General features: G+C 71.4%; 11 protein-coding genes. 1 reads left to right on the top strand and 10 read right to left on the bottom strand.

Annotated elements, in window-relative coordinates:
- Positions 1-68: 68 nt before the first annotated feature.
- The 8 genes from ABTZ91_RS16370 to ABTZ91_RS16335 form a co-directional block, all read right to left on the bottom strand.
- On the bottom strand, positions 69-2,063 hold the full coding sequence (locus ABTZ91_RS16370) for a hypothetical protein (protein WP_352077819.1): 1,995 nt from the start codon (positions 2,061-2,063) through the stop codon (positions 69-71).
- A 277-nt stretch (positions 2,064-2,340) separates the two neighbouring features.
- Positions 2,341-3,360, bottom strand: a complete 1,020-nt coding sequence (locus ABTZ91_RS16365; protein WP_352077818.1) for a signaling protein — start codon at positions 3,358-3,360, stop codon at positions 2,341-2,343.
- A gap of 185 nt (positions 3,361-3,545) precedes the next feature.
- Entirely contained in the window at positions 3,546-5,675 is a 2,130-nt protein-coding gene (locus ABTZ91_RS16360; RefSeq protein ID WP_352077817.1) for a 3-hydroxyacyl-CoA dehydrogenase NAD-binding domain-containing protein, read from the bottom strand.
- Positions 5,672-6,898 carry an acetyl-CoA C-acyltransferase gene (locus ABTZ91_RS16355; protein WP_352077816.1) on the bottom strand — a complete coding sequence of 409 codons (1,227 nt, stop codon included), beginning with the start codon at positions 6,896-6,898 and terminating at the stop codon, positions 5,672-5,674. The genes ABTZ91_RS16360 and ABTZ91_RS16355 overlap by 4 nt, the downstream gene beginning before the upstream one ends.
- A gap of 136 nt (positions 6,899-7,034) precedes the next feature.
- The gene (locus tag ABTZ91_RS16350) at positions 7,035-7,799 is read right to left on the bottom strand and encodes a ferritin-like domain-containing protein (protein WP_352077815.1); all 765 of its coding nucleotides are present in this window, start codon (positions 7,797-7,799) and stop codon (positions 7,035-7,037) included.
- A 125-nt stretch (positions 7,800-7,924) separates the two neighbouring features.
- Complete coding sequence (locus ABTZ91_RS16345) at positions 7,925-9,208, bottom strand: ribonuclease D (RefSeq protein WP_352077814.1); 1,284 nt, start codon at positions 9,206-9,208, stop codon at positions 7,925-7,927.
- Between the two features lie 189 nt (positions 9,209-9,397).
- Positions 9,398-10,063 (bottom strand): response regulator transcription factor, encoded by a 666-nt coding sequence (locus tag ABTZ91_RS16340; RefSeq protein ID WP_015037008.1) that lies wholly within the window; start codon positions 10,061-10,063, stop codon positions 9,398-9,400.
- 344 nt (positions 10,064-10,407) lie between these two features.
- Positions 10,408-11,136 carry a DUF3000 domain-containing protein gene (locus tag ABTZ91_RS16335; RefSeq protein WP_352077813.1) on the bottom strand — a complete coding sequence of 243 codons (729 nt, stop codon included), beginning with the start codon at positions 11,134-11,136 and terminating at the stop codon, positions 10,408-10,410.
- Between the two features lie 91 nt (positions 11,137-11,227).
- Between ABTZ91_RS16335 and hemE the strand changes: the two genes are divergently transcribed.
- Positions 11,228-12,304 carry a uroporphyrinogen decarboxylase gene (gene hemE / locus ABTZ91_RS16330; protein ID WP_352077812.1) on the top strand — a complete coding sequence of 359 codons (1,077 nt, stop codon included), beginning with the start codon at positions 11,228-11,230 and terminating at the stop codon, positions 12,302-12,304.
- 40 nt (positions 12,305-12,344) lie between these two features.
- Here the strand turns inward: hemE and ABTZ91_RS16325 are convergent, their stop codons facing one another.
- Positions 12,345-12,836, bottom strand: a complete 492-nt coding sequence (locus ABTZ91_RS16325) for a hypothetical protein (RefSeq protein ID WP_352077811.1) — start codon at positions 12,834-12,836, stop codon at positions 12,345-12,347.
- Positions 12,837-12,902: 66 nt separating this feature from the next.
- Positions 12,903-14,276 (bottom strand): FAD-dependent oxidoreductase, encoded by a 1,374-nt coding sequence (locus ABTZ91_RS16320; protein ID WP_352077810.1) that lies wholly within the window; start codon positions 14,274-14,276, stop codon positions 12,903-12,905.
- Between the last annotated feature and the right edge of the window lie 112 nt (positions 14,277-14,388).

The following is a 14,388-nucleotide window of genomic DNA, read 5'->3' as shown; positions in this document are numbered from 1 at the left end:
ATCTCCGGACTCCTGGGTGAAGGGTGGGTGTGGCTGACGTTGTGCGACGCGGGCCGGGGCGGCGCGCCCTAGGCGAGAAGCTGTGCCCGCTCCGGGTACTCGATCGGGAAGTCCCGCACACCGCGCCGGTACAGGTCGTTCGCCGCGGCGTTGAACCGGACGACGGACGGCGGGTAGTCCGGGCCGAGCAGGTATTCCTTCAACTGCTCGCGGTAGGCGGCCATGGTGTCCCGCTCGGGGTGGAGCATGGCGTCCAGGGCTTCCGCCAGACCGTTGCAGTCCAGGTCCAGCAGGTACGACGCGTACGCCGTGCGCTGCTCGTTGCGGAACTGGTCGTCCGGGAGGCCCTCGAGGTTGAAGATCGCGTACGGCTTGCGGGTCGCGACGAAGTCCGAGACGACGCTGGACATGTCGCCGATGAGCAGGTCCGAGTGGTTGAAGCAGTCGTTGAGCGACGGGATCCGGTCGAGCACCACGTGGTGCGCCTCGTCCGGCACGGCGCTCCAGTACAGCTCCCCGGCCTGGTTGCGGCTGCGCCGGATCCGTGCCGTGCGCTCGGCCTCGGTGAGGTCCGGGTACGGGGAGCGGACGCCGCGCTCGGAGAGTTCGGCGATGCGCTTGTCGATGCGGGCGAGCTTGCGCACGGCGGTCCTGGCGTCCGACGGGTTGCGCCCGAAGCGCCGGGCGTTCTCCTCCTCCAGGAGGGCGATGATGCGCCGGTGCGCGGCGCCGGCCGCGGCGGACCGGGAGCCGGTCAGCGGGTGCGGCTTGTAGATGATCCTCAGCTGCCGCTCGTGGGCGAGCAGCGTCTTGATCAGCTTCTCGCCGGCCGGGATGACCGAGGTGTAGCAGGCGTCGTCGGTCCAGCCCTCCCAGGTGGGGGCGTAGATGACGGTGGGCACCGGCTGGCTCGTCTGCCCGGTCCAGCGGTGCAGGGACATCAGCTGGGGCCGGCCGACCTCGACGATCTGGTCGGGGCGGACGGCGTGCTTGATGCGCTCGTAGCGGTCGCGTCCGGCGCGGCCGGCCACCCAGATCTCGTCGAAGACCTTGCTGACGCGGTTGCTGCTGGCGGCCTTGTCGCTGTCGCCGTGGCCGATGAAGACGTGCTTGACGTCGTGGCGCTGCAGCATGTGCACGTTCTTGCCCGCGTTGCCGGGGTAGAGGCAGACGCGCAGCTCCGGCATCTCGACCCGGGCCAGGTACTCGGCCTTCGGGACGCAGATGACCGGTACGGAGGTGGCGTCCAGATAGCGCAGGGTGGCCCGTTCGCGCAGCACGATGATGGGGCGCAGGTCCATCGACTCCAGCGACTCCAGCCACATGTTCACCTGGTACATGAAGTCCCGGGAGATCGCGGCGAAGGTGAAGTAGAGGGCGATCTGGGGGCGGTATCGGGCGAGCTCGTGGTTGAGCTCGTCGATGGCGGCGTCGGTGGAGGGCAGGATCAGCGCGTTGCGGGCCCCCGGCAGCAGGACGAGCAGCGCCACGTAGCCGGCCGAGACCGAGAGGATGCCGCCGTAGGTGACGAACCGCCAGTTGTCGGTGGCCATCGTGCCGAGCGCGCCGGCGAACAGCGGGACATCCAGGTGCAGCGTCTTGCGGACGTGCTTGTCCATCAGGAACGGGTGGGGCATGCGGCGGATGCCGAGGGACTCCATGTCGAGTCCGCGGGTGGTGAACGGCAGTTCCGCGCGCTTCTTGCGCACGTGCTTGAGGACCGCGCCGTACGCCAGCTGCAGGGCGAACAGCAGCAGCAGTCCGACCGCGGTCATCTGGACGACGAAGGAGTCGATGTCGGACATCGCGCCGCACAGGCCGAGCAGCAGGAACTGCCGGATGATGAAGCGGATGGTGAGGCCGAAGCGCGAGTCACGGAGCCGGTCGAGGGTGGTCGACTGGGCGCTGTGCAGGAGCAGGTCGGCGACGTAGCTGACGGCGGCCGAGGCGGCGAACACCGTCAGGGACGGCATCACGACCGCGGCCATCATGCCGACGAAGCTCAGCACCAGGGCGCTCGAGATGAGGACACCCAGAAGGGCTTGACGACGCTGCTTGTTCATGGCCTCGCGGCCCCTCCTTGCCGTTGTCGTGACGCGGGTCACTTCGCGCCAGGACTTCGCCACGGTGGGGACGTGACTGTCGACCTGTGCAGATGCTGTAAAGCGTTTGGAAAGTATAAGCAGGGGTATCTGACGCGCGAACCACAGGTGGATGGAAGGTGAATCCACAGCGTCGGACGTGCCGAATAGTTATGGAACGATGCCTCAATCGTGCCCTGCGCCCGTACAACCCTGTCGTAACGTGATTTCGGCATCACGCTCGGTGGCGGCGGAAGGGTCAGCGCTGCGGCTCGAAGCCGTACAGGGCGATGTTCCGCCGACCGCTCGTCTTGACCGAGAAGCCCATGCACAGCAGCGGCTCCGGCGAGAGCCGAACGGCGATTCCCTCCGGTTCCCGATAGCGGAGTGACGGGTCGACGGAAACATGGCGGCGGCCGGCGGATTCGCCCGTCCGGGCATTGATGGCGGAAATGTAGGTGTTTCCGCCCGAATCGCGGGGATTTCGGCCGTCGGCTTTGCTGTAGGGATTTCCGGTGAGCTGGTAGATGTAATCGCCGTGAAGCGCGCACCCCTGAAACGTCTCGCCCTTCAGGAACGCGGCTCGCCCGATTCTGTGCAGGGGCTCGTCCCGCCCCGCGACGACGTCCCGGAGGCGGTGCACGGAATACCCGTGTTCCTCGCCCTGCCGGTAGCTGATCAGGACCCGCCCCGTGGTCATGTCGACCGCCGGGTGCACGCGGCTGCTGCCCTTGGGCGTCAGCCGGTGGTGCCGCACACCGCGGTCGTCGCTGTCCAGGACCGCCCCGTCCCGGAACCGCACGCGGGCGACCGCCCGCCCGTAGCCCGTCTTCGGGTGCGCCTGGGACTCCATCCACAGCCACACCGTGTCGCCCTCGGGCTCGACGCCCATCGAGACGCCGTGCCCGAACCCCCGCAGATACATCCGGCCCAGCCGATCCCCGGCGCGCGAGAAGCGGGTGACGCACAGGTCCCCGGCCCGCTTACGGTCCTCCGCGTCCACCGGCCCCTCCTCGCCGCGCAGCGTCAGACCGCCCTGGGCGAGCTGCACCACGTAGACATCACCACGGGTGTCGTCGAAGGCAAGCGACTGCGGTCCGGTGATGTCGTGGAGCGCCGTGGGGCCCCACAGCCGGGTGGGACGGGCGATGTCGAACGCCCCCGCGATCGCCGGGGCGGCGGGGACCTTGTCTCCCTCCTTCGACTCCTCGGTCTCTTCGTCGGCCCACAAGGTCAGGCCCGCAAGACCACCGAGGGCCAGTGAGGCCGCGCCCGCCACGAGAAGAGTGCGGCGGCCGGTTCCGGGGCCGGAGGTTGCCATGGTGCGGGCCGTTCTGCCGGGGGTACAAGATCCACCATTCTGTCACCCTCCGTTCGAGGGTCGAACACAGGACCGCCCAGGACCCGGACATGAGGGTGCCCGCCCCTCGACCGAGGGACGGGCACCCGCGCGGATCCGCCGCCTTACGCCGGGACGCTCGCCACGCCCTGCGCCAGGAACCGCTTGCCGTTGACGCGCTCGGAGACGCCCTCGCGGTCCAGGTACGGCGTGATGCCGCCCAGGTGGAAGGGCCAGCCCGCGCCCGTGATCAGGCAGAGGTCGATGTCCTGCGCCTCGGCGACGACGCCCTCCTGGAGCATCAGGCCGATCTCCTGCGCCACCGCGTCCAGGACGCGGTCCCGGGCCTGCTCCTCGGTCAGGACGACGTCGCCCTGCTTCAGGAGCGCGGCGACCTCGGGGTCGAGCTCCGGCTTGCCGGAGTCGTACACGTAGAAGCCGCGCTTGCCGGCCTCGACGACCGCCTTCAGGTTGGGGGAGACCTTGAAGCGCTCCGGGAAGGCGCGGTTCAGGGTCTCGGAGACGTGCAGGCCGATGGCCGGGCCGACGAGCTCCAGGAGGACCAGCGGGGACATCGGCAGGCCCAGCGGCTCGACCGCCTTCTCCGCCGTGGCCACCGGGGTGCCCTCGTCGATGATGTTCTGGATCTCGCCCATGAAGCGGGTCAGGATGCGGTTCACGACGAACGCCGGGGCGTCCTTCGTCAGCACACCCGTCTTCTTCAGCTTCTTGGCGACGGCGAAGGCCGTGGCCAGCGAGGCGTCGTCGGTCTTCTCGCCGCGGACGATCTCCAGGAGCGGGAGGATCGCGACCGGGTTGAAGAAGTGGAAGCCGACCACGCGCTCCGGGTGCTGGAGCTTGGAGGCCATCTCGGAGACCGACAGCGAGGAGGTGTTGGTGGCGAGGATCGCGTGCGCCGGGGCGACCGCCTCGACCTCCGCGAACACCTTCTGCTTGACGCTCATCTCCTCGAACACGGCCTCGATGATGAAGTCCGCGTCTGCGAAGCCCTCGGCCTTGTCCAGGACACCGGAGACCAGGCCCTTGAGACGGTTGGCCTTGTCCTGGTTGATCCGGCCCTTGCCGAGCAGCTTGTCGATCTCGGCGTGGACGTAGCCCACGCCCTTGTCGACGCGCTCCTGGTCGATGTCGGTCAGGACGACCGGCACCTCGAGGCGGCGCAGGAAGAGCAGGGCCAGCTGGGAGGCCATCAGACCGGCGCCGACGACACCGACCTTGGTGACCGGACGGGCCAGCGACTTGTCCGGCGCGCCGGCCGGGCGCTTGGCGCGCTTCTGCACCAGGTTGAAGGCGTAGATGCCGGCCCGCAGCTCGCCGCCCATGATCAGGTCAGCGAGGGCCTGGTCCTCGGCGTCGAAGCCCTTCTGCAGGTCGCCGTCCTTGGCGGCCTCGATGATGTCGAGGGCGCGGTAGGCGGCCGGGGCGGCGCCGTGCACCTTGGAGTCGGCGACGAAGCGGCCCTTGGCGACGGCCTGGTCCCAGGCCTCGCCGCGGTCGATCTCCGGGCGCTCGACCGTGACGTCGCCCTTGAGGACGGACGCCGTCCAGATCAGCGACTGCTCCAGGAAGTCGGCGCCCTCGAAGATCGCGTCGGCGATGCCGAGCTCGAAGACCTGCTTGCCCTTGAGCTGGCGGTTCTGGTTGAGCGAGTTCTCGATGATGACCGAGACGGCCTTCTCGGCGCCGATCAGGTTCGGCAGGATCGTGCAGCCGCCCCAGCCGGGCACCAGGCCGAGGAAGACCTCGGGCAGCGAGAAGGCCGGCAGGGCCTTCGACACGGTGCGGTAGGTGCAGTGCAGACCGACCTCGACACCGCCGCCCATCGCCGCGCCGTTGTAGTACGCGAAGGTGGGCACGGCCAGGTTCGACAGACGCTTGAAGACGTCGTGGCCGCCCTTGCCGATGGCGAGCGCGTCCTCGTGGCGCTTCAGCAGCTCGACGCCCTTGAGGTCGGCGCCGACGGCGAAGATGAACGGCTTGCCGGTGATGCCGACGCCGACGATCTCACCGTTCGCGGCCTCGGCCTCGACCTGGTCGATCGCCGTGTTCAGGTTGGCCAGCGACTGCGGGCCGAAGGTGGTCGGCTTGGTGTGGTCGAAGCCGTTGTCCAGCGTGATCAGCGCGAACCGGCCCGCACCCGCGGGGAGTTCGAAGTGCCGTACGTGGGCGGACGTGACGACCTCGTCCGGGAAGAGCTCGGCGGCGCCCTTCAGAAGCTCTGCGGTGGTGCTCACTTGCTGCCTCCGGCGTCCTTGTGGTTCGGGTTCTCCCAGATGACCGTGGCGCCCATGCCGAAGCCGACGCACATGGTGGTGAGGCCGTAGCGGACCTCCGGCTGCTCCTCGAACTGGCGGGCCAGCTGCGTCATCAGACGGACGCCGGAGGAGGCGAGCGGGTGGCCGTACGCGATGGCGCCGCCGTACTGGTTGACGCGGGCGTCGTCGTCGGCGATGCCGTAGTGCTCCAGGAAGGCGAGGACCTGGACGGCGAAGGCCTCGTTGATCTCGAACAGGTTGATGTCGTCGATCGTCAGACCGGCCTTGGCCAGGGCCTTCTCGGTGGCCGGGATCGGGCCGTAGCCCATGACCTCGGGCTCGACGCCGGCGAAGGCGTAGGAGACCAGGCGCATCTTCACCGGCAGGTTGTTCTCGCGGGCGAAGTCCTCGGACGCGATGATCGAGGCGGTGGCGCCGTCGTTCAGGCCGGCCGCGTTGCCCGCGGTGACGTTGCCGTGGACGCGGAACGGCGTCTTCAGGTTCGCCAGCGACTCCAGGGTGGTGCCCGGGCGCATCGGCTCGTCGGCGGTGACCAGGCCCCAGCCGGTCTCGCCGCCCTCGGGGGAGGTGCGGCGGACCGAGATCGGCACCAGGTCCTGCTGGATCTTGCCGTCGGCGTACGCCTTGGCGGCCTTCTCCTGCGAGCGCACGGCGTACTCGTCGGCGCGCCGCTTGGTGATGCTCGGGTAGCGGTCGTGCAGGTTCTCGGCGGTCATGCCCATGAAGAGGGCGGACTCGTCGACCAGCTTCTCGCTGACGAAGCGCGGGTTCGGGTCGACGCCCTCGCCCATGGGGTGGCGTCCCATGTGCTCGACGCCACCGGCGATGACGGCGTCGTACGCGCCGAAGGCGATGGAACCGGCGACCGAGGTCACGGCGGTCAGCGCACCGGCGCACATACGGTCGATGGAGTAGCCGGGCACCGACTGCGGCAGACCGGCGAGGATGCCGGCGGTACGGCCGAGGGTCAGGCCCTGGTCACCGATCTGCGTGGTCGCGGCGATGGCGACCTCGTCGATCTTCTTCGGGTCGAGACCGGGGTTGCGGCGCAGCAGCTCCCGGATGGCCTTCACGACGAGGTCGTCGGCGCGGGTCTCGTGGTAGATGCCCTTCGGGCCCGCCTTGCCGAACGGGGTACGGACGCCGTCGACGAAGACGACGTCCCTGACGGTACGAGGCACGATGGCTCTCCTCCAGGGTGCGGGATGGCACTGCTGCGGGCGCACTGCCCGGCACGCGGCTAAGCGCGCGCTTGCTCCCCCCATGCTACTTGCGGGTAACCAGACTGCCCAGTCCCCCCGCCCCAAGCGGTGAAGGTCACACCGACGGGGGAGTGCGCCGGGGGCCCGGACCGAGCGCCGTCAGCGGTCCGCTGCCGTTCATCGCCGCCGCCATCGGGGGTGCGCTGCGCAGGACGTCGCGGAGGAAGGCGGTGGGACGGACGCCGAGGGTGCGCAGGGCCGGGGCGTGGTCGGCGGCGACGACGAGGGCGGCTCCGGTGAGCAGGGCGCGCCAGGCGGTGGTGGTGGCGTGGCGGGCCGGGGCCGGGAGCGAGGCGAGGCTCTCGCGGAGACGGCGGCAGTGGAAGGGGACGTGACGCTCCTCGTCGGCGAGGATGCGGCCCGCGACCTCGGCGGTCAGCGGGTCGGCGGCGCCGTCGCGCAGCGCGCGGTAATAGCGCAGGGCCACCACCTCGGCGACCATCAGGACGAGGAGTTCGAGACGGAGGCCGAGCAGCCGGCGCAGCCGGACGAAGGTGGCGTCGGTCCAGTGGCCCGGCAGGGTGCCGGCGCCGGCCGCGCGCAGCAGCTCGGCCAGGAGGCGGGCGTGGTTCTGCTCCTCCGCCACGAAGAGCGCCACCGCCTCGGCGTACTCCGGGTCGCCCGCGGCGGCGGCCTTCGCGCGGAGTTCCTCGCCGTCGCCGTCCTCGCCCACCTGGAAGCGCTGGATGCTGCGGATCAGCGCTCGTGGCAGACGGGCTCCCGTGCTCCAGTCCGGGTCGCCGAGGGCGGCGCGGCGCTCGCGCTCGGCGGTGAAGTCGTCGATCCAGTCGGCGTAGGTGTCCCCGTTGGTTTTGATCATGTTCAGAACGCTAGCCATGGTTGAGCGCGTTCAAAAGTAGAAGGAGGGAGCGGTGACAGAACCGGGACATGGCGAGGCCCCCGGACCGGAAGGGTCCGAGGGCCTCGTCGCGCTCTCCCGCTCGGTTACGCCTTCGCCGCCAGCGCCCCCACCAGCAGCGGCGTCACCAGCTCCACCTGCCAGGGGCGCGCCCCGTGGCCGGCGAGCACCGCCGCGACCGTTTCCGGGTCGGCGGGGGACGGCGGCTCCCAGCAGACGCGGCGGACCGTGTCGGGCGTGATCAGGTTCTCCTGCGGCAGGTTCAGCTCCTCCGCGAGCGCCGACACCGCGGCGCGGGCCGCGGAGAGCCGGGCCGCGGCCGCCGGGTCCTTGTCCGCCCAGGCGCGCGGCGGCGGCGGGCCCGCCACCGGCTGGCCCGGCTGCGGCAGCTCGGCGTCGGGCAGGGCCTTCGCCCGGTCCACGGCCGCCTGCCACTGCTCCAGCTGGCGGCGGCCCATCCGCTGCCCGAAGCCGGGCAGCGCGGAGAGCGCGCCCACGTTCGGCGGCAGCGCGAGGGCCGCCTCCACGATCGCCGCGTCGCTCAGCACCTTGCCGGGGGAGACGTCACGCCGCTGGGCCACCCGGTCGCGGGCCGTCCACAGCTCCCGCACCACCGCCATCTGGCGGCGGCGGCGCACCTTGTGCATGCCGGACGTGCGGCGCCAGGGGTCCTTGCGCGGCGGGGGCGGCGGGGCCGAGGCGATGGCGTCGAACTCCTGGAGCGCCCACTCCAGCTTGCCCTGGCGCTCCAGCTCCTCCTCCAGCTCGTCGCGCAGGTCCACCAGGAGCTCCACGTCGAGCGCGGCATAGCGCAGCCAGGGCTCGGGCAGCGGGCGGGTCGACCAGTCGACGGCGGAGTGGCCCTTCTCCAGGGCGTAGCCGAGGACCGACTCGACCATCGCGCCGAGCCCGACCCGCGGGAAGCCGGCCAGACGCCCGGCGAGCTCGGTGTCGAACAGCCGCGTCGGCACCATGCCTATGTCCCGCAGGCACGGCAGGTCCTGGGTCGCCGCGTGCAGGATCCATTCGGCCCCGGCGAGCGCCTCGCCGAGGCCGGACAGGTCCGGACAGCCCACCGGATCGATCAGCGCGGTCCCCGCGCCCTCCCGGCGGAGCTGGACGAGATAGGCGCGCTGCCCGTAGCGGTAGCCGGAGGCGCGCTCGGCGTCGACGGCGACGGGGCCGCTTCCGGCGGCGAAGGCGGCGATCACCTCGGCGAGCGCGTCCTCGGTCGCGACGACGGGCGGAATGCCCTCACGCGGTTCGAGCAGCGGGATCGGCAGCCCATGCGCAGGGACGTCGTCGTCCGAGGGGGCGCCCCCGGTGGTTCGCAGTGCGGTGTCACTCGCGGTGTCTTGGGCGTCGGTCACCTGTCAAGGGTATCTGCGAATGGCAAGCACCCATCTACGGAACAGCCGGAACAGGCGGAACAGTCGAAACTTCCGAAACAGGCGAAACAGCCGAACGAACCGGCCGGACCCGTGGGTCCGGCCGGTCAGAGGGAACGTTCCGTCGGCAGGCGCCTGCCGGTTCTCACACCCCTTCCGGGGTCGGGCCGCTCAGTGGATGATCCCGGTGCGCAGGGCCACCGCGACCATGCCGGCCCGGTCGCCGGTGCCCAGCTTGCGGGCGATCCGGGCCAGGTGGCTCTTCACGGTGAGCGCCGAGAGGCCCATCGAGACGCCGATGGCCTTGTTGGACTGGCCCTCCGCCACGAGCCGCAGCACCTCGACCTCACGGCCGGAGAGCTCGCGGTAGCCGCCCGGGTGGCTCGGGGCACCCGGGGGGCGGCGGTGGCCGAGGCGGGCGGCCGCGGCGCCGATGGGGGCGGCGCCGGGGCGGGTGGGGTGGCCGATGTTGGTACGGGTGCCGGTGACGACGTATCCCTTGACGCCGCCGGCCAGGGCGTTGCGCACGGCGCCGATGTCGTCGGCCGCCGAGAGGGCGAGGCCGTTGGGCCAGCCCGCGGCGCGGGTCTCGGACAGCAGGGTCAGGCCGCTGCCGTCGGGCAGGTGGACGTCGGCCACGCAGATGTCGCGCGGGTTGCCGACGCGGGGACGGGCCTCCGCGATGGACGACGCCTCGATGACGTCGCGCACGCCGAGCGCCCACAGGTGGCGGGTGACGGTGGAGCGGACGCGCGGGTCGGCCACGACGACCATGGCCGTCGGCTTGTTCGGGCGGTAGGCGACCAGGCTTGCGGGCTGCTCGAGGAGAACGGACACCAGGCCTCCTGGGGAAGGTGCGGGACGGAGCCGGCTCGGGGAAGAAGCCGGGGGCGAACCCGTGCTTTGAAGGGGTCATTGACTCCTTCGGCAGCCGGGCCGCCCGCCTTTAGGGAAAGATCACGATTTAGTGAGTAACAATTGGTGCAATTCGGACGCGCGATCGATCATCGTACGAGCCTCATGCTCTCCACGCCCGAAAGTGTCCGAAAAACGACGTCCGTCACGGCGCGCCCCCTGACGTCCGCCACCGCGCGCCCCCTGACGCTCGACCGTCACGCCCGCTGACACCCGACCGTCACGCCCGCTGACGCAGGCTCGTCACGCACGCTGAAGCCCGGCCGTCACGGCTGCTGCGGCCCCCGCCGCTGGGGCAGCGGCACGACCCCCGCCGCCGACGTCGTGCCCGCCCCCGGCCCCGTCGCCGGGCCCGCCGTGGGATCCGCGGGCGACGGCGGCAGCCCCGCCACCTGGCACAGCAGATCGCACCAGGCCGCCAGATGCGTCCCGGTGTCCGGCACGCCGGCCAGACCCTCCAGCGGCGTCCACGAGGCCCGGATCTCGATCTGCGTCGCCGGACGCCGCTCCGCCAGCCCCCCGAAGTAGTGCGAGCCCGCCATCGTGACGGTGCCGCTCGCCTCCCCGTACGCGAGACCGCGCGCCTCCATGGCGCCGGTCAGCCAGGACCAGCACACCTCCGGCAGCAGCGGGTCCGCGGCCATCTCCGGCTCCAGCTCCGCCCGGATCAGCGTCACCAGCCGGAAGGTGCCCTTCCAGGCGTCGTGCCCGGCCGGGTCGTGCAGCAGCACGAGCCGCCCGTCCGCCAGGTCCTCCTCGCCCTGGACGACCGCCGCCTCCAGGGCGTACGCGTACGGGGCGAGCCGCTGCGGGGGGCGGGTCGGATCCACCTCGATCTCAGGCCGCAGCCGGACCGCGCGCAGCCCCTCGACCGCGCGCCGGAAGGCGGCGGGCTGCGGATTCGTCTCCGTGGGGTCCACCCTGTCGCCCGCCGTCTTCCCCGTCCCTCGAATGCCGTCGGAATGATCGGAAAAATGTCCCTGAGCCGCAGCCATGCCGGGAAGAGTAGGCGGAACGGGGCCCGTGCGCAGGGAGGGACACCCGGGCCGGGTGAGCGGCTTCTCGCCACATGCGAAGATTCTGGGCGTGAGCGCCATCGATCGCCCTCAGGGCCAGCAGACGAAGCACCAGCCGCAGACCTACGACTCCGCGTTCCTGAAGGCGTGCCGGCGCGAGGCCGTGCCGCACACGCCCGTCTGGTTCATGCGGCAGGCCGGGCGGTCTCTCCCCGAGTACCTCAAGGTCCGCGAGGGCATCCCCATGCTCGAGTCGTGCATGCGGCCCGAGCTGGTCACCGAGATCACCCTGCAGCCCGTGCGCCGCCACAAGGTCGACGCGGCGATCTTCTTCAGCGACATCGTCGTCCCGCTGAAGGCCATCGGCGTCGACCTCGACATCAAGCCCGGCGTCGGCCCGGTCGTCGCCGAGCCCGTCCGCACCCGCGCCGACCTGGCCCGGCTGCGCGACCTGACCTCCGAGGACGTCGCCTACGTCACCGAGGCCATCGGCATGCTCACCGGCGAGCTGGGCGCCACCCCGCTCATCGGATTCGCCGGCGCGCCGTTCACCCTCGCGAGCTACCTCGTCGAGGGCGGCCCGTCCCGCAACCACGAGCACACCAAGGCGCTCATGTACGGCGACCCGCAGCTGTGGGCCGACCTCCTCGACCGCCTCGCCGAGATCACCTCGGCCTTCCTCAAGGTGCAGATCGAGGCCGGCGCCTCCGCCGTGCAGCTCTTCGACTCCTGGGTGGGCGCCCTCGCCCCCGCCGACTACCGCCGCTCGGTCATGCCCGCCTCCGCCAAGGTGTTCGACGCGGTCGCCTCGTACGGCGTCCCGCGCATCCACTTCGGCGTCGGTACGGGCGAGCTGCTCGGCCTCATGGGTGAGGCGGGCGCCGACGTGGTGGGCGTCGACTGGCGCGTCCCGCTCGACGAGGCCGCCCGCCGGGTCGGCCCCGGCAAGGCGCTCCAGGGCAACCTCGACCCGGCCGTGCTGTTCTCCTCGCGGGAGGCCGTGGAGGCCAAGACGGACGAGGTCCTGGCCGCCGCGAAGGACCTGGAGGGGCACGTCTTCAACCTCGGCCACGGCGTGCTGCCGACGACCGACCCGGACGCGCTGACCCGCCTGGTGGAGTACGTGCACACGCGGACGGCCGTCTGATCCCTCAGGGGACGGCCGCCCGCGCGCGGGTGGTCGGTGCTCAGTACTCGCAGTTGATCGGCGGGTTCCCGGTGGCGACCCGGCAGGAGTCGAATCCGCCGGCGCCGTCCACGGTGCCGGCGTTGACGTTCACCCGGAGGACGTCGTTCCCGAGGCCACCGGTCACGGCGCTGCCGGCACCGACCGTCCCCTGCACGATGATGTAGTCGGAGGCGTCGTTCCCGGAGACGGTCGCCGTGTTCAGCGAGCCGGAGACGGTGATGTAGTCGCTGCCCGGCCCGCCGGTCACGAGGCCGTCGACATCGCCGACGATCTCGATGCTGTCGTTTCCGGCCACGCCGTTGACCTGATGTCCGTCGGGCACCGAGCCGCACCGGATGACGTCGTTGCCGGGCGTGCCCATGACGACGTTGGCGGTGACGGTCTGGCCGTTGACCGTACAGGTCACAGCGTGGGCGGGGGTCGCCGTGAGGGCGAGCGGGGCGATGACGAGAGCGGCCGCGCAGAGCGCGCGCATGCTGTGTCTGATCATGTGATCAGTCACGCATGGTGACCATATCGGTGCAAGTCGTCACGGCGGGTCGCTGCGCCGCCCGGGTCACCGCGCCGCCCGAACGGCCGCCACCGCCTTACGCGCCGCCACGAGCACCGGATCCCACACCGGTGAGAACGGCGGCGCGTAGCCGAGGTCGAAGGAGACCATCGTCTCCACCGTCATCCCCGCCGTCAGCGCCACCGCCGCGATGTCCACCCGCTTCCCCGCACCCTCCCGACCCACGATCTGCACGCCGAGCAGCCGCCCCGTGCCGTGCTCCGCGAGCATCTTCACCGTCATCGGCGCGGCCCCCGGGTAGTAGCCCGCCCGGCTGGTCGACTCCACCGTCACCGACACGTAGCGCAGACCCACTGCCCGGGCGTCCTTCTCCCGCAGCCCGGTGCGGGCGATCTCCAGGTCACAGACCTTCGACACCGCCGTCCCCACCACCCCGGGGAAGGTCGCGTAACCGCCGCCCACGTTCGCGCCGATCACCTGACCGTGCTTGTTGGCGTGCGTGCCCAGCGGCACGTGGCGCTCCCGTCCCGACACCAGGTCCAGGACCTCCACGCAGTCGCCGCCCGCCCAGACGTTCTCGTGGCCCCGCACCCGCATCGACAGATCGGTCAGCAGACCCCCGTACGCGCCGAGCGGCAGCCCCGCCGCCCGCGCGAGCGAGGTCTCCGGCTCCACGCCCATGCCGAGCACCACCACGTCCGCCGGATACTCGGCGTCGTCCGTCGCCACCGCCCGCACCCGGCCGTCCTCACCGGTCAGGATCTTCGTCACCGTCGCGGAACCGACCGTCGTGATCCCGAGGCCGTCCATCGCCCGGTGCACCAGCCGCCCCATGTCCGGATCGAGCGTCGCCATCGGCTGCTCGCCCCGGTTCAGGACCGTCACCTCGAAACCGCGGCCCAGCAGCGCCTCCGCCATCTCCACACCGATGTACCCGGCACCCACCACCACCGCCCGCCGGCCCCGCGCCCGCTCCAGCGAGTCGAGCAACGCCTGCCCGTCCCCGAGGGTCTGCACCCCGTGGACACCCGGCGCGTCGATCCCCGGCAGCGGCGGCCGCATCGGCCGGGCCCCCGTCGCGATCACCAGCTTGTCGAAACCCGTCCAGAACTCCTCACCCGACTCCAGATCCCGCCCGCGCACCCGCTGCCGGTCCAGGTCGAGCTCGGTCACCTCCGTCCGCATCCGCAGATCGATGTCCCGGGCCCGGTGCTCCTCGGGACTCCGCGCGATCAGCTCGTCCAGGGAGCCGACGTCACCGCCGACCCAGTACGGGATGCCGCAGGCCGAGTAGGAACTGAACCGCCCCCGCTCGAAGGCGACGATCTCCAACTCCCCGGGCCCCTTGAGCCTGCGTGCCTGCGACGCGGCGGCCATGCCCGCCGCGTCGCCCCCGATGACCACCAGTCGTTCGCTCATGCCCCTATTTTCGTGGCTCGGTTCCCCTCCCGGGTGGTGCTTGAGCCGGACTCACAGCGCCGTACGTGCTCGCCTCCCTCGTTCCTCGGGAGGCTGCGCGCGTTCGTCCCTG

Source organism: Streptomyces sp. NPDC126499, assembly GCF_040302485.1.
Lineage (GTDB): Bacteria > Actinomycetota > Actinomycetes > Streptomycetales > Streptomycetaceae > Streptomyces.
Note: the sequence above shows the minus strand (reverse complement) of the source record. Positions and strands in the feature narration are given on the sequence as shown.

Bases quoted from the DNA above. Each gene is read 5' to 3' on its own strand.
- ABTZ91_RS16325 (WP_352077811.1), bottom strand. From the start codon at position 12,836: ATGATCAGACACAGCATGCGCGCGCTCTGCGCGGCCGCTCTCGTCATC.
- ABTZ91_RS16370 (WP_352077819.1), bottom strand. From the start codon at position 2,063: ATGAACAAGCAGCGTCGTCAAGCCCTTCTGGGTGTCCTCATCTCGAGC.
- ABTZ91_RS16320 (WP_352077810.1), bottom strand. From the start codon at position 14,276: ATGAGCGAACGACTGGTGGTCATCGGGGGCGACGCGGCGGGCATGGCC.
- ABTZ91_RS16335 (WP_352077813.1), bottom strand. From the start codon at position 11,136: ATGGCTGCGGCTCAGGGACATTTTTCCGATCATTCCGACGGCATTCGA.
- ABTZ91_RS16350 (WP_352077815.1), bottom strand. From the start codon at position 7,799: ATGATCAAAACCAACGGGGACACCTACGCCGACTGGATCGACGACTTC.